The organism is Streptomyces sp. NBC_01217 (assembly GCF_035994185.1).
Lineage (GTDB): Bacteria > Actinomycetota > Actinomycetes > Streptomycetales > Streptomycetaceae > Streptomyces.
In genome coordinates, this window is the sequence record NZ_CP108538.1 from 3509598 (window position 1) to 3528611 (window position 19014).

13 protein-coding genes and 1 pseudogene are annotated in these 19014 nt (G+C 71.0%); 2 read left to right on the forward strand and 12 right to left on the reverse strand.

The genetic code is table 11. The features are described from left to right. Positions 1-612: 612 nt before the first annotated feature. Positions 613-1620, reverse strand: a complete 1008-nt coding sequence (locus OG507_RS15385; RefSeq protein ID WP_327367766.1) for a stage II sporulation protein M — start codon at positions 1618-1620, stop codon at positions 613-615. Between the two features lie 120 nt (positions 1621-1740). Between OG507_RS15385 and OG507_RS15390 the strand changes: the two genes are divergently transcribed. Continuing rightward, positions 1741-2670, forward strand: a complete 930-nt coding sequence (locus tag OG507_RS15390; protein WP_327367767.1) for an RDD family protein — start codon at positions 1741-1743, stop codon at positions 2668-2670. Here the strand turns inward: OG507_RS15390 and OG507_RS15395 are convergent. From OG507_RS15395 to OG507_RS15435, 9 genes and pseudogenes are all read right to left on the reverse strand, one after another. After that, a complete protein-coding gene (locus OG507_RS15395; protein WP_327367768.1) occupies positions 2667-3278 on the reverse strand; it encodes a hypothetical protein in 612 nt (203 codons plus the stop codon). The two genes, OG507_RS15390 and OG507_RS15395, sit on opposite strands and share 4 nt — an antisense overlap. 164 nt (positions 3279-3442) lie before the next feature. Then, the gene (gene ahcY, locus OG507_RS15400) at positions 3443-4900 is read right to left on the reverse strand and encodes an adenosylhomocysteinase (RefSeq protein ID WP_327367769.1); all 1458 of its coding nucleotides are present in this window, start codon (positions 4898-4900) and stop codon (positions 3443-3445) included. Positions 4901-5232: 332 nt separating this feature from the next. Then, a complete protein-coding gene (locus tag OG507_RS15405) occupies positions 5233-6219 on the reverse strand; it encodes a cation diffusion facilitator family transporter (RefSeq protein WP_327367770.1) in 987 nt (328 codons plus the stop codon). An 87-nt stretch (positions 6220-6306) separates the two neighbouring features. Beyond that, entirely contained in the window at positions 6307-7488 is a 1182-nt protein-coding gene (gene manA / locus OG507_RS15410; RefSeq protein WP_327367771.1) for a mannose-6-phosphate isomerase, class I, read from the reverse strand. A 71-nt stretch (positions 7489-7559) separates the two neighbouring features. Beyond that, complete coding sequence (locus tag OG507_RS15415) at positions 7560-8696, reverse strand: SIS domain-containing protein (protein ID WP_327367772.1); 1137 nt, start codon at positions 8694-8696, stop codon at positions 7560-7562. Between the two features lie 64 nt (positions 8697-8760). Then, positions 8761-8943 carry a Trm112 family protein gene (locus OG507_RS15420; RefSeq protein ID WP_327367773.1) on the reverse strand — a complete coding sequence of 61 codons (183 nt, stop codon included), beginning with the start codon at positions 8941-8943 and terminating at the stop codon, positions 8761-8763. A 324-nt stretch (positions 8944-9267) separates the two neighbouring features. Then, positions 9268-10653 (reverse strand): phosphomannomutase/phosphoglucomutase, encoded by a 1386-nt coding sequence (locus OG507_RS15425; RefSeq protein ID WP_327367774.1) that lies wholly within the window; start codon positions 10651-10653, stop codon positions 9268-9270. A 123-nt stretch (positions 10654-10776) separates the two neighbouring features. Next, a pseudogene (locus OG507_RS15430) lies at positions 10777-12287 on the reverse strand (L-lactate permease); the annotation flags it as partial. After that, on the reverse strand, positions 12266-12643 hold the full coding sequence (locus tag OG507_RS15435; protein WP_327367775.1) for a DUF3499 domain-containing protein: 378 nt from the start codon (positions 12641-12643) through the stop codon (positions 12266-12268). The pseudogene OG507_RS15430 and the gene OG507_RS15435, both read right to left, overlap by 22 nt. Positions 12644-12965: 322 nt before the next feature. Here OG507_RS15435 and OG507_RS15440 point away from each other — a divergent pair, with 322 nt between their 5' ends. Then, positions 12966-13394 (forward strand): metallopeptidase family protein, encoded by a 429-nt coding sequence (locus OG507_RS15440; RefSeq protein WP_327367776.1) that lies wholly within the window; start codon positions 12966-12968, stop codon positions 13392-13394. Between the two features lie 70 nt (positions 13395-13464). On the opposite strand, the gene OG507_RS15445 is transcribed toward OG507_RS15440, so the two are convergent. Together OG507_RS15445 and OG507_RS15450 are read right to left on the reverse strand one after the other, a co-directional pair. Beyond that, entirely contained in the window at positions 13465-15021 is a 1557-nt protein-coding gene (locus OG507_RS15445) for a DUF5719 family protein (RefSeq protein WP_327367777.1), read from the reverse strand. Then, on the reverse strand, positions 15018-18881 hold the full coding sequence (locus tag OG507_RS15450) for a glycosyltransferase (RefSeq protein WP_327367778.1): 3864 nt from the start codon (positions 18879-18881) through the stop codon (positions 15018-15020). The genes OG507_RS15445 and OG507_RS15450 overlap by 4 nt, the downstream gene beginning before the upstream one ends. Positions 18882-19014: the final 133 nt, after the last annotated feature.

A 19014-nucleotide genomic window follows, 5' to 3' on the forward strand; every position in this document is an offset into this window, starting at 1 on the left:
ACATTGCCCACCAGATCAGTGATCCGGCAGGACTTTCAAAGGAACCACCAACCTGCCGAAGCAGGCCGGGGTATCAACATATCTGGCGTTGACTTTTGGCACGCTGTTGAGTTCTCAAGGAACGGACGCTTCCTTCGTACTCACCCACAGAACATTCTCTGGGGCTTTCCTCCGGGCTTTTCCCTTCGGTCTTGCGTTTCCGACTCTATCAGACTCTTTCGTGTCCGATTCCCGGTCGAAGCGGGTTCCGCTTTCCAGTTCTTCGCTTTCGCGTTTCCCTTTCCGGCGGTTCCAACCTTACCAGAACCTTTTCGTTCCGTTTCCGGTCCGAATTTGAATTCCGGTGGCCGTTGGAGTGGCCTTTGCCTTTCGGCGGATCCGACTTTATCAGAAGCGTTCAGCTGAGCTAATCAGCTGCGCGATCCGAGTAAGTAAGAGAATCAATGGCTCTGCGGAAATTCAATTTCCGGTGAGAGCGAGGAAGACACTAACCGTTGGGATCGGACCTGTCCAGTCCGACGCAACCGTTAAAATCTACCTCCCCCAGCCGACCATGTCAATGGTTTTTTGGGGCGAAGAGGAGACTAGCAGGTCAGCGGGGTCGTACGCACATCACGCAGCGACTGGAAGCTCGGCGCTGCGCTCCGTGGGATCGACGTCGCCCTGGTCACCCGACCGGGCTGCTCGGCTGCCCAGGATGTAGATGTACGCGAGAAAGGCCAGTTCCGCTGCGATGCCGATGGTGATGCGTCCCCAGGTCGGCAGGCCGGAGGGGGTGACGAAGCCTTCGATGACGCCCGAGACGAAGAGGACCAGGGCGAGGCCGATGGCCATGCCGATCGCGGCTCGTCCTTGTTGCGCCAGGGCTGAGCGGCGGGACCGCGGGCCCGGGTCGATGACCGTCCAGCCGAGGCGCAGGCCTGTACCGGCTGCGACGAAGACGGCGGTGAGTTCGAGCAGGCCGTGCGGGAGCACCAGGCCCAGGAAGGCGTCGAGTCGGCCGGCTGAGGACATCAGGCCGATGCCGACGCCGAGGTTGAGCACGTTGACGAAGAGGATCCAGATGACCGGGATGCCGAGAAACGCTCCCAGGACCAGGCACATGGCTGCGGCCCGGGCGTTGTTCGTCCACACCTGGGCGGCGAAGGACGCGGCCGGGTGGCTGGAGTAGTAGGTCTCGTACTCTCCGCCCGGGCTGGTCAGGCGACGGAGGTCGTCCGGGGCCGCTATGGCCGACTGGACTTCCGGGTGCGTGCCGATCCACCAGCCGATGACCGCGGCCAGCAGTACGGAGAACACTGCCGTGGGTATCCACCAGTGCCTGGATCGGTAGACCGCGGCGGGGAATCCGGCGGTCAGGAAGCGTGTCGCGTCGCGCCATGAGGCTCGGCGGGTTCCTGTCACCGTGGATCGGGCGCGGGCCACGAGCTGGGTGAGGCGTGCGGTGAGCAGTGGATCCGGGGCGCTGGACTGGAGAAGGGAGAGATGGGTGGCCGTGCGCTGGTAGAGCTCGACAAGTTCGTCGGCTTCCGCGCCGGTGAGTCGGCGCCCGCGGTGCAGGAGATGGTCCAGACGGTCCCACTCGGTGCGGTGGGCGGTCACGAAGACGTCGAGGTCCATGGTCGGCTGTTGCTCCAGGCATGGGTGCGTACGGGTTCGTACTACGGCGGCGCGCTGCGGGTCAGCTTGGCAGACTGTGGCCCCGAGGGGCAGGGAAGACCGGCGAAGGATGGGGCGGCGATGAGTGAGCTCGTGACCGGGGACGCGGTCGTGCTGGGGCTGCAGCCGGCGAAATTGCCGAGTCGCGCGCTGGCGCTGGCCATCGATCTTGTGGTGGTGGGGGCGGCGTTCGTCCTGGTGTCGATCGGGCTGGCCATAGCGACGGCGACGCTGGACGAGGCGGCTCTCGCGGCGGTGTCCGTCGCGGCCTTCCTGCTGGTGCTGGTGGGAGGGCCGATCGCGGTGGAAACGCTCAGCCACGGGCGTTCGCTGGGGAAGCTGGCGTGCGGGCTGCGGGTGGTCCGGGATGACGGGGGGCCGATCCGATTCCGCCATGCACTGGTGCGTGGGGCCATGGGGGTCGTCGAGATCCTGATGACGGTCGGGGTCGTCGCCTGTATCGCTTCGCTGGTTTCGGCGCGGGGGCGGCGGCTCGGGGATGTGTTCGCGGGGACGCTCGTCGTACGGGAGCGGGTGCCGGCGGGGCGGGCGGCTGCTGTGCCGCCTCCGCCGCCTTGGCTGGTCGGGCGGTTCGCGGAGCTGGACCTGTCGGCGGTGCCGGACGGTCTGTGGCTCGCGATACGGCAGTACCTGACGCGGATGCATCAGCTCGACGCGCAGGTGGGCCGATCGATGGCGGAACGGCTGGCCGGCGAGTTGGCGGCGCGGACCGGGGTTCCGGTGCCCGAGGGGGTGCCTGCCGGGGCGTATCTGGCTGCGGTGGTGAACGAGCGGCAGGCACGGGATGCGCGGCGGGTGCTCGTCGCTGCTCGGGTCGGTGCTGCGTACGCGGGGAGCGGGGTGCCGGAGGGTGGGGTCGTTGCTTCCCGGCCGGAGATGGGGTCGGGGGTGCCTGCCGAGGCGGCCGCGGGGGCGGGTGTTCCTGTGGTCCCGGTGGCGGAGGAGGGCGCGGCTCGGCCCGCTGCGACGGGGTTCGCGCCGCCTGCCTAGCGCGGTGAGGGCGGGGACTCCAGATCTTCGAGCTCGATCCCGGGGGCCGAGAGGACCACGTCACCGGCGATGTGGACGGTGTACTGCTCGCCGGTGTCCAGGGCGCTGACCTGGTATTCGTCCACCGTCAGGGGACCGTTGTCAGTGGCGTGCGCTTCACTGTTGATCAGGGCCCAGGACTGGTCGACGGTGCGGGGGGCGAGGACCGGGTCCGTGAAGGCGACCAGACGGACGCGGGTAGCGGGGGAATCGGGGGTGAGGCGCAGCAGTCGTGAAGTCGCGATGAGGAATGCGGGAGATGTGCCGGTGAAGGCGTGGGCGCGCACATTGCCGTCGGTGGCATGAGTGCCGGTCGGGTCGGTACGGACCCAGGTGACGCCTTCCAGGGCGGCGCCGCGGACCTGCCAGCTCGCGGCGTGGAGTTCGAGGCGGATAGGGCGGCCCAGTTCGTCGAGGGTGAGGTCGACGGAGCCCAGGTGGTCGCCGGAAGGGGCGGTGGTCTGGGAGACATAGCGCCAGCCGGAGGGGCCGGGGGCGCACTGGAAGTGTTCTTCGCCGAGGGGGGTGTGATCGTGGAGATCGTGGAGCGAATATCGGCCGCGGGGCATGGGGTCCTTCGAGGTTCCTCGCGCTGAGCGGGTGCGGTACGGGGCAGGCCCCCGACACGGGGGTGCGGGGGCCTGCGCTCGTAGCCGCTGCTGAGGCTGTTCCGTCTGTCAGCGGCCGGTCGTCACTGACCGGTGGTGATGTGCGCGGTCGCTGACGGGCGGGATCAGTAGCGGTAGTGGTCGGACTTGTACGGACCGTCGACCTCGACGCCGATGTAGGCGGCCTGCTCGGGGCGGAGCGTCGTCAGCTTCACGCCGAGCGCGTCGAGGTGGAGACGGGCGACCTTCTCGTCCAGGTGCTTGGGCAGCACGTAGACGTCGGTCGGGTACTCCTCGGGCTTGGTGTACAGCTCGATCTGGGCCAGGGTCTGGTCCGCGAACGAGTTGGACATCACGAACGAGGGGTGGCCGGTGGCGTTGCCCAGGTTCAGGAGGCGTCCCTCGGACAGCACGATGAGGACCTTGCCGTCGGGGAACTTCCAGGTGTGGACCTGCGGCTTGACCTCGTCCTTGACAATGCCGTCGATCTTGGCCAGGCCGGCCATGTCGATCTCGTTGTCGAAGTGGCCGATGTTCCCGACGATGGCCTGGTGCTTCATCTTGGCCATGTCGGCGGCCATGATGATGTCCTTGTTGCCCGTCGTGGTGACGAAGATGTCGGCCTTGTCGATGACCTCGTCGAGCGTGGTGACCTGGTAGCCGTCCATCGCCGCCTGCAGCGCGCAGATCGGGTCGATCTCGGTGATGATCACGCGGGCGCCCTGGCCCCGCAGCGACTCGGCGCAGCCCTTGCCGACATCGCCGTAGCCGCAGACGACCGCGGTCTTGCCGCCGATGAGGGTGTCGGTTGCACGGTTGATGCCGTCGATCAGGGAGTGGCGGCAGCCGTACTTGTTGTCGAACTTGGACTTGGTGACGGCGTCGTTGACGTTGATCGCCGGGAAGAGGAGGGTGCCGTCGCGGTGCATCTCGTACAGCCGGTGCACACCGGTCGTGGTCTCTTCGGTGACACCGCGGATCTCGGACGCCAGCTGGGTCCACTTCTGCGGGGACTCGCCGAGGGTGCGGTTCAGCAGGGTGAGGATGTGGCCGTACTCCTCGCTGTCCGCGGTCGACGGGTCCGGGGCCGCTCCGGCCTTCTCGAACTCGACGCCCTTGTGGACGAGGAGGGTGGCGTCACCACCGTCGTCGAGAATCATGTTCGGGCCGCCGGTGGGGGTGTTCGGCCAGGTCAGGGCCTGCTCCGTGCACCACCAGTACTCTTCGAGCGTCTCGCCCTTCCAGGCGAAGACCGGGACGCCCGCGGGGGCGTCCGGGGTGCCGTTCGGGCCGACGGCGATGGCCGCGGCGGCGTGGTCCTGGGTGGAGAAGATATTGCAGGAGGCCCAGCGGACCTCGGCGCCGAGGGCGACCAGGGTCTCGATCAGCACGGCTGTCTGCACGGTCATGTGCAGCGAACCGGTGACGCGGGCGCCGGCCAGCGGCTGCGTGGCGGCGTACTCCTTGCGGATCGACATCAGGCCGGGCATCTCGTGCTCGGCGAGGGTGATCTCCTTGCGGCCGAACGCCGCGAGGGACAGGTCGGCGACCTTGAAGTCCTGCTGATTTGCGACCGTCGTCATAACGGGCTGCTCCTCGTGATGGGTGTCGAGGTGGGGCACGGCTGGCTCTGCGGCGGCGGGCACACGAATGCCCGGGCGCTCGCAGCACAGTCCGTCGGAGGCCCTCTCTCCCTCGGCCGGTCCGTGCATACGGACCGATCGACCGCCATCAGCAGCGACGTCTGACACTGCCGTCGAATCTACACCGATCGGCCCAGCCGCTCCCAGCCCGCCCGGGGCTGTCAGTGGCTGGAAAGCCGTGTCCGGGGCGGGCCGACGGGCTTGTCGGGGGTGGTTGGGAGGGCTCGTCGGGGCGGTTGGGAGGTGTGCGCGGGCGGGGGCAGCGGGCCGGGTCAGTGGGCGGGATCCGTCGGGGTGCTCGGGGTTCCACCTGGGGTCTTGCCGGGGTTGGTGCCCGCTGCGGCAGCCGCCTCGCTGTAGATGTCCGGCTCCAGATAGATGACCCGGGCGATCGGGACGGCTGCGCGGATGCGGTTCTCGGCGGCGTTGATGGCGTTGGCCACTTCGGTGGCCGTGTCGTCGTGCTGCACCGCGATCTTGGCCGCGACGAGCAGTTCCTCCGGGCCGAGGTGGAGCGTACGCATGTGGATGACGCCGGTGACCGTCGCGCCGTCGACGACCGCGGCCTTGATCTTCTCGACCTGGTCGGTGCCGGCGGCCTCGCCGAGCAGCAGTGACTTCGTCTCGGCGGCGAGCACGATCGCGATGGCGATCAGCAGGACACCGATGCAGAGGGTGCCGATGCCGTCCCAGACGCCGTTGCCGGTTCCGAGGGCCAGGCCGACACCTCCGAGGGCGAGGATCAGACCGATCAGCGCGCCGAGGTCCTCCAGGAGAACGACGGGGAGTTCGGGGGCCTTCGCGCGGCGGATGAACTCCTTCCAGGAGAGCAATCCGCGGGTCTCGTTGGACTCCTTGATGGCCGTACGGAAGGAGAAGCTCTCGGCGATGATCGCGAAGACCAGCACGCCGACCGGCCAGTACCAGGCCTCGATCTCGTGCGGGTGCTTGATCTTCTCGTAGCCCTCGTACACGGCGAACATGCCACCGACCGAGAACAGCACGATGGAGACGAGGAAGGCGTAGATGTAGCGCTCGCGGCCGTAGCCGAAGGGGTGCTGGGGGGTGGCCTCGCGCTGGGCCTTCTTGCCGCCGAGCAGCAGGAGTCCCTGGTTGCCCGAGTCGGCGAGCGAGTGGACGCTCTCCGCGAGCATCGATGACGAGCCACTGAACAGGAACGCCACGAATTTGGCCACTGCGATCGCGAGGTTGGCGCCGAGTGCCGCCACGATCGCCTTGGTTCCGCCTGACGCACTCATGGGTGCCTGGTGTCCCTTCTTCGGTGCTGCGGCCCTGGCGCCGCGGTACGGCCGGACATTGTTGCAGTCGCTGATGCGGACGGTACGTCAGACCACCACTGTGGCGCGGAACAGGGTTCCCGTACCGGACACTTCGACCTTCTCGCCGGAGGGTACGAAGACCGAGGCGCCGGGGGTGAGGCCGAGCGTGCCGGCCTTCGGGGCGCCCGCGGTGCAGAGCAGGATCTGCGGGGTGTTCCTGGTCAGGTCGACGGGCTCGGCGCCGGGTGACAGGTCGAAGCGCGAGAGCCGGAATTCGTCCACGGGTGTCTCGTACAGCTCCTCACCGGACGGGGATGCCTCGGGGCGCAGGACGCCGGGGTCGGTCGCCTCGAAGCGGACGATGCGCAGGAGTTCGGGTACGTCGATGTGCTTGGGCGTGAGTCCGCAGCGCAGCACATTGTCCGAGTTGGCCATGATCTCGACGCCGAGGCCGTCGAGGTAGGCGTGCGGGACGCCCGCGCCGAGGTAGAGGGCTTCGCCGGGCTGGAGTTCCACATAGTTGAGCAGCATCGCCGCGATGACACCGGGGTCGCCGGGGAAGTGGTGGGCGATCCGGGCGTATAGGGCGTGGGCGCCGCCGAGGCGTTCCGCGGCGGCGGCCGCCGCGGTCACCGTCTCGGCCATCTCGGCCGGGTCGGCGCTGAGGATCGCCGTGAGCACCTCGCGCAGGGCCGCCTCTTCGGGGTGGGCGCCGAGCAGGTCGACGTACGGCTTGAGGGAGTCGACGCCGAGAGCCGCCATAGCCTCGGCCGCCTCGGTGGGCCTGCGGAAGCCGCACAGGCCGGCGAAGGGGGTGAGCGCGCAGATCAGCTCGGGCTTGTGGTTGGCGTCCTTGTACGTGCGGTGGGGGGCATCGATCGGGACGGACCGGCGTTCCTCGTCCTCGTAACCCTGCTTGGCCTGTGCCAGGTCGGGGTGGACCTGGAGGGAGAGCGGGGCGCCCGCGGCGAGGAGTTTGAGGAGGAAGGGCAGGCGGGGGCCGAACTTCTCGACGGTGGCCCGGCCCAGTTCACGCTCGGGGTCGGCGGCGATGACCTCGGTGAGGGGCTGTTCGGGGCCGGCCTCTCCGGTGCCGGTTATGCGGATGAGCCGGGAGGGGGCTCCGGGGTGGGCGCCCATCCACATCTCGGCCTGGGGTTCGCCGGTCGGGGCGATGCCGAGCAGCTCCGGGATGGCCGTGGTGGAGCCCCAGGCGTATGGGCGCACGGTGTTGGACAGCCGGTCCATGGGTTCGTCCTTGTGAGATGAGATGAGATGCGTGGATCGGGGGCGTGGGGGGGGGTGGTGTGTGGGTGCGGTCAGGCGTGGGATGCCGACGCCAGTGCCAGGTACACCGCGGCGAAATCGGTGACCGCGAGCAGTTCGGCGAGGGCTTCGAGTTCGGTGCCCTCGTCCGGTTCGAGTTCGCTGATCGCCGTGTCGTGGCCCAGGGCCAGTTCGCGGGCGGCGGGACCGGCGCTCAGGCCGCCGGTGGGGCGGTCGCGGAGCAGTACGACGCGGGCGTGCAGGGGCTCCGGCTCGTCGACCCGGTCGCGGAAGAAGTCGTCCGGGTCGGCCCCGGCGGCGAAGCTGCCCGCCAGCAGCGCGCCATGGGCGGGAAGCGCCTCCGGGAGCTCGGCCGCGAGGGCCGGGCGGCCGGACAGCTCGGCCAGGACGGCGGCGAATCTGCGGCCGACCGGGGCCGCGGCGTCGCCCTCCGTCCAGATGAGGGGCAGGCTGTCGGCGAGTTCGGCGGCGAGGGTCTTGGCCGGGTTGCTGTATGTGGCGATGGCCGGACCGCAGCGTTCCGCGGTGCGGTCGAGGCGGTCGGCGACGCCCTGCAGGGCCTCGGCGGGCGCGGTGACCAGGCCGACCCGGTCGAGCAGCGCGAGCAGCGGGGTGAACAGGGCCCAGAGCGTGCCGGGGCCGGCCGCCGATGTCTCGGCGTCGTACTCGCCGTGCGGGGCGGAGGCCATCGGTACGACGAGTCCATGCACGCCGTCGATCGCCTCGCGCAGCGGTGACTGGTGGGGAGCGACGGCTACGACGCTGCAGCCGCGGCGGTACGCCTGTTCGGCGAGGAGGGATAGTCCCGGCTCGGAACCGTCGGCCGTGACGATGAGCAGCAGGTCCACGGAGCCGGCCCAGCCGGGCAGGGTCCAGCGCATCGCGCCCGCGGCGGGAGCGACGCCGGTGGGGCGGATGCGGGTGACCGGGGCGGAGGCGCCTGCCAGGGCGGTGATCAGGTCGGCGACGCCGGATGCGGCGGTGCCGGAGCCCGCGACGAGCACGGCGCGGGGGCGGCCCTCCGGGTTCAGCGCGGCGATCCCGGCCTCCGCCGCGTGCCGGGCGGCGGTACGGACCCGGGCCCCGGCCTCGGCGGCGCCGCGGAGCAGGCCGCGGCGGTCGGCTCGGGCCAGGGATTCCGGGGCGTCGAGCAGCGACTCGTCGAGCATGGGGACGGTCCTCCGATCACGTGCTGATCACCGTGCGGGGTGTGGGCGCGGGGCGCGGCTGCCGTCAGGCGGGGCGGCGGGCCTCGTCGACGAGGAGGACGGGGATGCCGTCCCGTACCGGGTAGGCCAGGCCGCAGTCGTTGCCGGTGCAGACCAGCTCGGGGGTGTCGGCTGCCGACCGGTCGTCGAGCGGAGAGTGGCAGGCCGGGCAGGCGAGGATCTCCAGGAGGCCGGCTTCGAGCGGCATGGGGTGCGTCCCTTCGAGCATTCGAACAAGCGGTTCGGGGCGGGCGGATCGGGCGACGTCAGCCTACCGCTGGGGGGTGGGGGGCGCGGCCTGGGCCGGGGTGGGGGTAGGGGTAGGGCTTGGCGGGGTGGGGCTTGGCAGGACGGAAGCGGGTGCGGGAGCGGTGAGGCGCCTGCGGCGGGCTTGTCCCCTACCCGCCCCTTCCCGAAACCGGGGCTCCGCCCCGGACCCAGGTCCTCAAACGCCGGACGGGCTGAGGCGGGCGCGAGCAGAGCTCTGCCCCGGGCCCCGCTCCTCAAACGCCGGAGAGGCTGAAAGACGTCCTCAAACCCCGAAGGGGCCGGCGGTGGTTCGGATCAAGGTCAGGACCTCGTCCCGTACTGCTGTCATCGTCTGCTCGTCTCGGGCCTCGACGTTCAGACGCAGCAGAGGTTCCGTGTTGGATGCTCTGAGGTTGAACCACCAGTCCGGCGCCGTGACCGTCAGGCCGTCCAGGTCGTCGGTGGTGACGCCGGTGCGGGGGGCGAAGGAGTCGCGTACCGCTGCCGTGCAGGCCGACTGGTCGGCGACCGTGGAGTTGATCTCGCCGGAGCCCGTGTAGCGGTCGTACTGGGCGAGCAGGTCCGACAGCGTGCCCGGCTGGCCTCCCAGCGCGGTCAGGACGTGGAGGGCGGCCAGCATGCCCGTATCGGCGTTCCAGAAGTCGCGGAAGTAGTAGTGCGCGGAGTGCTCGCCGCCGAAGATCGCGCCGTGCTCGGCCATCTCCGCCTTGATGAAGGAGTGGCCCACGCGGGTGCGGATCGGGGTGCCGCCGTTCTCCCGGACGACCTCGGGGACCGAGTGGGACGTGATCAGGTTGTGGATGACGGTGCCCTTGTGCCCGTTGCGGGCGAGTTCTCGGGCCGCGACCAGGGCGGTGATCGCGGACGGGGAGACGCCCGCGCCGCACTCGTCGACGACGAAGCAGCGGTCCGCGTCGCCGTCGAAGGCGAGGCCCAGGTCGGCGCCCTCGGCCACGACGCGGGCCTGGAGGTCGACGAGGTTCTTCGGGTCGAGGGGGTTGGCCTCGTGGTTGGGGAACGTGCCGTCGAGTTCGAAGTACATCGGTACGAGGTCGACGGGGAGGTTCGCGAAGACGGTCGGGACGGTGTGGCCGCCCATGCCGTTGCCCGCGTCGACGACGACCTTCAGCGGGCGGATCGATGCGAGGTCGACCAGGGACAGCAGGTGCGCCGCGTAGTCGGTGAGCGTCTCGCGTTCGGTGACGCTGCCGGGGGTGGGGGACGGTTGCGGGGCGCCGGTCTCCGTCCACTTCTCGACCAGGGCACGGATCTCTGCGAGCCCGGTGTCCTGGCCCACGGGTGCGGCGCCCGCCCGGCAGAGCTTGATGCCGTTGTACTGCGCGGGGTTGTGCGAGGCCGTGAACATCGCGCCGGGCAGGCCGAGGCTCCCGGAGGCGAAGTACAGCTGGTCGGTCGAGCAGAGGCCGATGAGCGTGACATCCGCGCCCCGCGCCGCCGCGCCGCGTGCGAAGGCTCCCGAGAGGCCGGGCGAGGAGGGCCGCATGTCGTGGCCGATCACGATCGCGTCCGCGTCCGTCACCTCGACGAACGCCGCCCCGAACAGCGCGGCCAGCGATTCGTCCCACTGGTCGGGCACCACTCCGCGCACGTCGTACGCCTTGACGATCTGCGACAGATCAGCAGCCACGGCCGGTCCTCCTGAGATATCTGCGGACCGCCCAAACTACCGGCGGGCCGGCACGTGCGGTGAACGAGGGCGGACCTCAGGCCTTCAGGCTCTCGGGCCCCCAGGATCTCTCGGCCCCGGTGCTCACGGCAGCATCCAGCCCAGCACCGCCGTACTCTGCGCCAGCACGATCAGGCACATCACCAGCAGCAGTCCCAGGCTCCACGGCAGCACCTTGCGCAGCAGATCCCCCTCGCGTCCGGCCAGACCGACGGCCGCGCACGCGATCGTCAGATTCTGCGGGGAGATCATCTTGCCGAGCACCCCGCCGGAGCTGTTCGCAGCGGCGAGCAGTTCCGGTGAGAGACCCGATTCGTGTGCCGCCGAGACCTGGAGCGCGCCGAAGAGGGCGTTCGCGGAGGTGTCGGAGCCGGAGACCGCGACGCCGAACCAGCCGAGCACCGGGGAGAGGAAGGCCAGGCCGGCGCCCGCGGCGGCCACGAACTGGCCGATCGTGGCGGCCTGTCCGGAGAGGTTCATGACGTACGCGAGTGCCAGTACGGAGGTCACGGTGAGGATCGCGTACCGCAGTTCATGCACCGTGCCCGCCCACTCGCGCACCGCGGCGCGGGGCCGTACGCCGAGTACGACGGCGGTGATCGGGCCGGCCAGCAGGACGAGCGTGCCGCCGGTGGCGACGAGCGGGAGCGTGAAGAGGTTGGCGCCGACCGGCTTGCCCGCCGGGCTCGCCACATCGAGGAGGGGCCAGTCGAACACCCGGGTCGCCTCGGCCAGCAGATCCTTGACCGGCGGGATCTGCGCGACGGAGAAGACGGCGACGATGAGGGCGTACGGGGCGTAGGCGCGCAGCACCTCGCGGTGCGGGTCCTCCTGGTCGAGGTCCTCGCTCCGTACGCCCGTCAGGACCGCCGTGCGTACCGGTTCCTCGGCCGGCCTGCGCGCCCCGGGGACGGCCATCAGCGCTGCCGCGCCCACGAGCGCGGCGGCGATGTCCGCGAGCTGGGCGGAGACGTAGTTGGACGCGGCGAACTGTGCCGCGGCGAAGGCGGTTCCGCAGACAAGCGCGGGCAGCCAGGTCTCGCGCAGTCCGCGCCTGCCGTCCACCAGGAAGACCAGGATCAGTGGTACGAGGAGGGCCAGCAGCGGGGTCTGGCGGCCCACGACGGAGGCCACGTCGTCCAGCGGCAGGCCGGTGACCTGGGCGAGCGTCACCACGGGGGTGCCCATGGCGCCGAACGCGACCGGTGCGGTGTTGGCCACGAGCGAGACGACGGCCGCCTTCACCGGGTCGAAGCCGAGCGCCACCAGCATCACGGAGCAGATCGCCACGGGCGCACCGAATCCGGCGAGCGCTTCGAGGAGCGCGCCGAAGCAGAAGGCGATGACCAGCGCCTGGATGCGGGGATCGTCGGAGAGCCTGCCGAAGGAGCGGCGGAGGATGTCGAAGTGCTGGGTGCGTATGGTCATCCGGTACACCCAGAGCGCGTTGACGACGATCCACATGATGGGAAAAGGCCGAAGAGCACGCCCTGAGCGCCTGCGGAGAGGGTCTGGCCGAAGGGCATGCCGTACGCGAGCGAGCCGACGGCGATCGCGGCGAGGCGCGCCGCACTCAGGAGTCCGGTGAGCGCAGCACCCGCAGATGGCCGCGGCGCGCGACCTCCAACGGGTCCGCGGTCTGCTGGCCGCCGTTCCTGCTGTCGGCACCGCGGTCGTGCGGACGCGCTGCTTCCCTTACGGCATTGGCGAGCGCTTCGAGGTCGTCACCGCTGGGGCGCATGGGAGCGGAGGGATCGGAGAGCCTGACGACCTCCCAGCCACGTGGCGCGGTCAACCGCTCGCTGTGCTCGGCACAGAGGTCGTAGCAGTGGGGCTCGGCATAGGTGGCGAGCGGGCCGAGGACCGCAGTCGAGTCGGCATAGACGTACGTCAGTGTCGCGACGGCAGGGCGGCCGCACGCGGTGCGCGAACAGCGACGTACAGGGCTCACGATGTTGGACGGTACCGCACTCTTGAGCGGGCTGCGACGACTCTCCCTCAGGTCACCCCACCGTGTCGTCCTGTGACCTCCGGCACAGCCGCCTTCCGGGCAGTCCCTCTGACCTGCGGAGGAACACGGCGGCACAGGCCGTACCGGCAACGATTGCTGTCACCACTCGGCACAAAAGCTGTCATTCAGCGAGAGATCAATGGTCAGGAGCGGGGCCTGAAACGTGCTCCTGTCTGGCCGGATTGTTCAGGATTGGACATGCCGACGCCCTGTCAGGGAGCGGCGATCCTGCCGCCCCGCCGGGAGTTACCCTGCGTCAGTGATGGACAGTCCCGTACCTCCCCACCCGTCCGAGCCACGCCCACGCCGTCGTGACCGCCATGGCCGCGGCATGCGCGGGCCGGTCGCCCCGCCCCAGGTGCCGCTCTCGGCCAGCAGGGCGGAGAACTTCCGCGATCTCGTGCAGGACTCGGTGGAACGACTGGAGCGGCGCTGGCCGCAGCTGGCCGATGTCGACTTCATGGTTCTCGACGTGCCGGGGACGCAGGAGGAGACCGTACCGCTGGGGCGTGCGGTCTCCGCGGAGAAGAACCGGCCCGCGCAGATCGTCATCTACCGGCGGCCCGTCGAGATCCGTACCAAGAACCGCGACGAGCGCGCCCTGCTGGTGCACGAGGTCGTGGTGGAGCAGGTCGCGGACCTGCTCGGTCTTTCGCCGGAGTCGGTGGATCCGCGGTACGGGCAGGAGTAGGGGCGGTGGCACGGACGGGGCGGGCCCGGAGACCGGGCCCGCCCGTACTGCCCGCCCGTACCGTCTTCGCTCAGTCGTCCAGGACCGACAGGTCCTGCTCGGCCGCGGGTACCTCGACCGTTCCGCCGTCGTCCGGCAGGGTCTGCACGGTGAACATCTGGATGCCGTCCTGCGGCAGGGCGAGTGTGCGCGCGGCATGGACCGGGCCGCCCGACTGCGTCTCCACCGTCAGCGCGTAACTGCCCTTGAGCCCGACCGGTACGGGCGGGGTGACCGCGAGCGTCGTACCGCCCTTGACCGTGTACGTCTTGACGGCCTGTTCGCCGCCCTCGCTGCCCGCGGAGGCGGTGACCTTCACGGTGGCGGTGGCATCCGGCGCGGTGAGCGAGAGAGTGGTGCCCTTGGCCCGGTTGTCGGCCGCGGTCGCCTGTGCGCCCACCGGGCCGGTCGCCGGGATGTAGCCGACCTCCTGCCCGTCGCCCTTGCCGCGGACCACGCGCAGCGCGGCCACCACCGGGGTGCCCTTGCCGCCATCGGCCGGGGTCAGCAGCAGGGAGCCGGCTTCGCCCCTGGTGATGTCCTTCAGGTCGACGCCCGCGGTCATCCTCGACTTGACGTGGAGGTCCTCGTGCCCGGCCGGGGAGATCGCGCCGTTCTTGCCGAGCAGTTTCACCTTCAGATCGGCGTCGTCGTCGCCGGGTGCGAAGGCCACCAGACGGACCGAGGTGGCGTCCGCCGGGATGCCCGGGAGCACCAGGGTGCCCGTCGGGTCGGCGGAGGCGGCCAGCCAGTCGCTGCCGGTGGCTTCGTCCGCGGCCCTGACGACCGCGCCGACGCGTCCGGTACGGGTGGTGACGTGGACGGTCACGTCCTCGGCCGCCTCGCTGGTCAGCGTGGAGATCAGGACCGGGACGCTGGACCGGGCGGGCACGGTGATGCCTTCGCCCACATCGGACTTGAGGGTGCCGTCCGGACCGTACAGCTCGATGTCGGCAACGGCCGCGGTGTCGTCCGGGTTGGTGAGGTGGACGTAGTCCTCACGGGACTTCGCGGTGCTCGCGGCCGGGAACCAGAAGTCGGTGTCGGGGCCGGTGCAGCTGACGCCGAGCAGGCCGCGGGAGCTGCCCACCTCGACCGTGGTGGTCTGCTGGGTGGTCCAGCCGGGGGCCAGACGGCCGGTGGCGGTGCCTACCAGCGCGGGGGCGTCGCCGCCGGACACATCGGCCGTCGCCGGCTTTCCGGGCTCCTTGAGGGAGACGACCGGCTTTTCGGGGTCCGCCTTCTTCTTGCCCTTGTCTTCCTCGTCCTTGTCCTTGCTCTTGTCCTTGCTCTCGTCGTTCTCGTCCCCGGTCGTGGCGTCGTCGGCCGTCGTGGCCGTGGACTGCAGCAGTTCGGCCGTACCGGCCTCGCCGCCACCGCCCGCCGGGGTGAAGGACGTGTACGTGGTCTCCGCGAGCTCCGAGAGACCGGGTGCCGGGCAGAGCAGGCTGGACCGTTCCACCGGCAGCCGGGTGGCGGCCCCCGCCTGGGTCGTGTCCCCGTCGCCGGGTGCGGTGAGCGCGGCGAATCCGGTGACGGCGGCGAGGGCGACGGTGCCCGCGATGAGGGACAGGCTGGTGGACTTCACTCGGACTCGCCTCGCGATGCGTTACCGGTCGGCCACGGGTTCTGGCCCGGGGCGGGTTTCTCGTCGGGGTTCTGCGGGTCGTAGTGCCCCTGTTGGCCGTAGTGGGCCTGCGGGTCGTACGGCGCCTGGGGGTCGTACTGGGGGGGCTGCGGGGCGTACTGGGCCTGTGGGTCGTACGGCTGTTGCTGTTGCTGCTGTGCGTAGCCGTACGGGTCGTAGGCGTTCTGCTGGTACGGGTCGGCGGCGCCCTGGTGCTCCTGCTGCGTGCCGTACTGGCCACCGTCCTGGTACTGCTCGCCGCCCTGGTACTGCTGGTAGTCGGCCCCCTGGTACTGCTGCGCGTCCCATTCGCCGTACTGCTGCTGGGGCACCGCCGCGTACTGACCGCTGTCGGCCTGCGAGCCGTAGATGTCCTGGCCGTCGGTCTGCTGCGTGTACGCGTCCTGGCCGTCGGCCTGCTGGGTGTACGCGTCCTGGCCGTCGGCCTGTGCCGGGTAGACGTCCTGGTCGTCGGTCCGCTGAGCGGGGATGTACTCCCCCGCCCCCTCGGCGCTCCCGGCCTGCTCCAGCTCGGCCTCCGCCTCCGCCTCCGCCTCCGCCTGGGCGGCCGCGCGGAGCCTGCGTGCCCGGCGGCCCTCGCCCTCGATGGGCTCCGCGGAGACCGCCATGGCCTCCTCGGGCAGGTCGTCGTCGATCTCCCGGCGCCGTCCCGGCAGGGCGAGGACCACCAGGACCACGGCCAGCAGGACCTGGGCCCAGATCCAGGCGGTGTGGGTGAGCGGGGTGTTGTACGTGAGGTCCAGCGTGCCGCCCTCGGAGGGGAGCTCGAAGCCCTGGGCCCAGCCGTCGACGGTCTTGCGGTTCAGCGCACGCCCATTGAGTGTGGCCTCCCAGCCGGGGTCGGCGGCGTCGGCGATCCGCAGCACCCGGCCGGAGCCGCCCGCGGGAATCTTCGTGTGCGCCTCGACGGGGAGCGAGCCCACGGGCAGGGGTTCGCCACCGGTGCCGGACGGGATGATCATGACGCGGGCGACCTGGCGGTCGACCCGCCACAGCGCGCTGCCGTCCAGCTGGCTCAGCCGGCTGAGGCCCGGGGTCGCGTCGAGGACCCGGCTCATCTCCTTCGGAGCGCCGTCCCGTACCAGTACGTAACGGATCGCGAAGCCGCTGAGCTGGCTGCCCTGGTCGGCCCCGGAGCCCGCGACCAGATTGGCGACGACCTTGTCGAGGTGGCTGTTGCTGCCGCCCGCCTCGGCCAGTTCCGCGTCACCGAGCCGCGCGCCGGAGCCACGTACCAGGGTGTACGAGACGGCGGCGGGCGAGGTGCCGCCGAGTACCAGGGTCCGCGGCTGGTCGCGGGTGGCACTCTCCTCCGCGACGAACGCGGGCACCTGCACCGGGTCGCGGCGCTCCAGCGGGCCCGCGGCACCGCCGATCATCCAGCCCGCGGCGGCCAGCACCGGGGCAATGCCCGCGGCGAGGGCGATCACTGCGGCGACGGGCTGGCGCCAGCCGAAGCTGAGCTCGGCGACGCGTACCCGGGCGCCGTCCGCGCCGACCAGTGCGGCGGCGATCAGCGCGATGCCGTAGACGAGGGTCGCGGGTCCGGCCCAGCCCGAGCCGTTGGCGAGAGCGGCGAAGACCAGCGCCACGAGCGCGACCGCCCACGCGGTGCGTACCGCGAACTGACGCTCCCCGCGCAGCAGCGCCGCCAGCGCCGCGAACACGATGCCGAGCAGCAGTACGCCGCCCGCCGCCTTCGGGCCGCCGGGGCTGATGCCGAGCAGATCGAGTGCGGAGGCCGTGCCCGTACCGAACTCCAGTCCCGCTTCCTTCAGGAAGGCCGACGGTCCGGTCAGGAGCGAGAGCGACCAGGGCGCGAGGGCCAGCAGCGGGGTGCCGATCGCGGCGAGGAAGCGGAGCCCGTACGCGGCGATGTCGTCGCGGCGCAGGGCGAGCACCCCGATGCCGAGGACCACGGCGAGCGGCCAGACGATGGGTGTGAAGGCCATCGCGAAGGTGAGGAGCAGGGTGTAGGCCCAGGTGGCGCGCCAGCTGCCGCGGGCATCGCCGGTGGCACGCATGCCATGCGCGGCGACGGCGGCACGGGCGATCAGCGGGAGCAGGACGGCCAGTACGGCGGTGCCGAGGCGGCCCGTCGCCAGTGCGCCGGTCGCGGCGGGCAGGAAGGCGTACGCGATGCTCGCCCAGGCCCGCAGCAGCCTCGATTCGAGCAGCGGCCGGGAGGCGAAGTACGCCGTGAGTCCGGCGAGCGGGACCGAGCAGACCAGCAGCAGCGTGAGCGCGAAGCCGGTCGAGCCGAGGAACAGCGCGGACAGGGCCGAGATCACGGCGAGGTAGGGCGGTGCGATCTGGGTGCCGCCGGTACCGACCGTGTGCCAGCCGTCCGCGTACCGGCCCCACAGGTCGGAGACGTCGGCGGGCGCGGGCAGCAGCGCGCCGCCCGCCAGTGCTCCGCCGCCGAGGAGGCTGCGGCAGGCGACGAGCGAGACGAACAGCAGGATGGCGAAGAGCACCGGGCCCGGCTTGCGCCCGATCCGCTTCAGCCGCGCGAACTGCTCGATCTCCAGGAAGTCGGCGTCGTCCCCGCCGGGACCCGACTCGACGGCGCCGTGCCGTGAGCCGCCCGAGTCGGCGTCGGAGCTGCCGAAGTTTCCGGCGACCTGCTCGAAGGTGGCGCGGACGGTGGCGCCGGGCGGCGGGAAGAGAGCGCGCAGCTCCGCCTGGTCGACGGCGCCCCTGCCGCGGCTGCGCCGGGCCGAGAGGATCCGTCCGGGGCGCAGCAGGGTGCCGAAGAGTCCGGCGACCTCGTCGAGGGCCTGGCCGGGCACCTTGCCGACGAGATAGGCGAGGGTGCGCAGCAGGGTGCCGAGGACGAGCCGGAGCATCACCCAGAGCAGGGCCTTGCCCCGCGCGTTGACCAGCATCGTGTAGACGGCGCCGGCCTTGTCGACGCGGTGCGGGGAGGCGACGGAGCGTCCCGCGCAGTCGATGGGGCGGCGCTCGCGGGCGGAGGCCTCGGCGTGCCTGAGGATGGCGTCGGGGGCGATGAGCACCCGGTGTCCGGCGGTGTGCGCGCGCCAGCACAGGTCGACGTCGTCACGCATCAGCGGGAGCCTGCGGTCGAACCCGCCGAGCTCCTCCCAGACGTCACGGCGGATCAGCATGCCCGCGGAGGAGACGGAGAGCACGGTACGGACCTGGTCGTGCTGGCCCTGGTCCTGCTCGCGCCGGTCGAGTCCGGTCCAGCGGCGCCCGCTGTTGGCGATGGAGACGCCGACTTCGAGGAGCTGCTTGCGGTCGTACCAGCCGCGGAGCTTGGGGCCGACGATCGCGGCGTGCGGGTCGGTGTCGACGACGCGCAGCAGCTCGGCGAGCGCGTCGGGCTCGGGTGCGCAGTCGTCGTGGAGCAGCCAGAGCCACTGCACCGGTTCGCCGTGCGGCAGTTCGGGCAGGTCGTAGGCGTCGTCGCGCCAGGTCCTGGTGACGGGGTCCCAGCCGCTGGGGCGCTTCAGGTACGGCAGGTCCTCGGGGGTGAGGACGCCTGCCGTGCGGGTCGCCTCGTCGACGGCGGTGCCGAAGCTCGTACGGCGCGCGAGGTGCAGGACGCGTTCGGCGCCGAGCGCCTCGGTGACCAGCCGCGCGGAGTCGTCGGCGCTGCCTGTGTCGGCGGCGACGACGTTCTGTACGGGGCGTTCCTGCCCGAGCAGCCCGGCGAGCGCGTCGGGCAGCCAGCGTGCGCCGTCGTGGGAGACGAGCACGGCGGTGACGACATGCCGGGGGAACTCTGGGGCGGCGGCAGCCGCGTACGGCGCCGTCGATTGGCTGTGCACGGACATCGAGGTACGGGCCCTCCGGCCGGGTCCGGGGGACGTCCCCCCGGGGGCTGCATCGGTGTACACGCGCGCTCTGTCGGGGCGTTGGCGCGTCTCGGACGGGGCCCCACACTAACGGTACGGATAACCGAGGTGG

What these genes read in the sequence shown, in the direction of transcription:
- OG507_RS15385 (WP_327367766.1), bottom strand. Translation starts at nt 1,620, where the DNA reads ATGGACCTCGACGTCTTCGTGACCGCCCACCGCACCGAGTGGGACCGT.
- OG507_RS15390 (WP_327367767.1), top strand. Translation starts at nt 1,741, where the DNA reads ATGAGTGAGCTCGTGACCGGGGACGCGGTCGTGCTGGGGCTGCAGCCG.
- OG507_RS15395 (WP_327367768.1), bottom strand. Translation starts at nt 3,278, where the DNA reads ATGCCCCGCGGCCGATATTCGCTCCACGATCTCCACGATCACACCCCC.
- ahcY (WP_327367769.1), bottom strand. Translation starts at nt 4,900, where the DNA reads ATGACGACGGTCGCAAATCAGCAGGACTTCAAGGTCGCCGACCTGTCC.
- OG507_RS15405 (WP_327367770.1), bottom strand. Translation starts at nt 6,219, where the DNA reads ATGAGTGCGTCAGGCGGAACCAAGGCGATCGTGGCGGCACTCGGCGCC.
- manA (WP_327367771.1), bottom strand. Translation starts at nt 7,488, where the DNA reads ATGGACCGGCTGTCCAACACCGTGCGCCCATACGCCTGGGGCTCCACC.
- OG507_RS15415 (WP_327367772.1), bottom strand. Translation starts at nt 8,696, where the DNA reads ATGCTCGACGAGTCGCTGCTCGACGCCCCGGAATCCCTGGCCCGAGCC.
- OG507_RS15420 (WP_327367773.1), bottom strand. Translation starts at nt 8,943, where the DNA reads ATGCCGCTCGAAGCCGGCCTCCTGGAGATCCTCGCCTGCCCGGCCTGC.
- OG507_RS15440 (WP_327367776.1), top strand. Translation starts at nt 12,966, where the DNA reads ATGGACAGTCCCGTACCTCCCCACCCGTCCGAGCCACGCCCACGCCGT.
- OG507_RS15450 (WP_327367778.1), bottom strand. Translation starts at nt 18,881, where the DNA reads ATGTCCGTGCACAGCCAATCGACGGCGCCGTACGCGGCTGCCGCCGCC.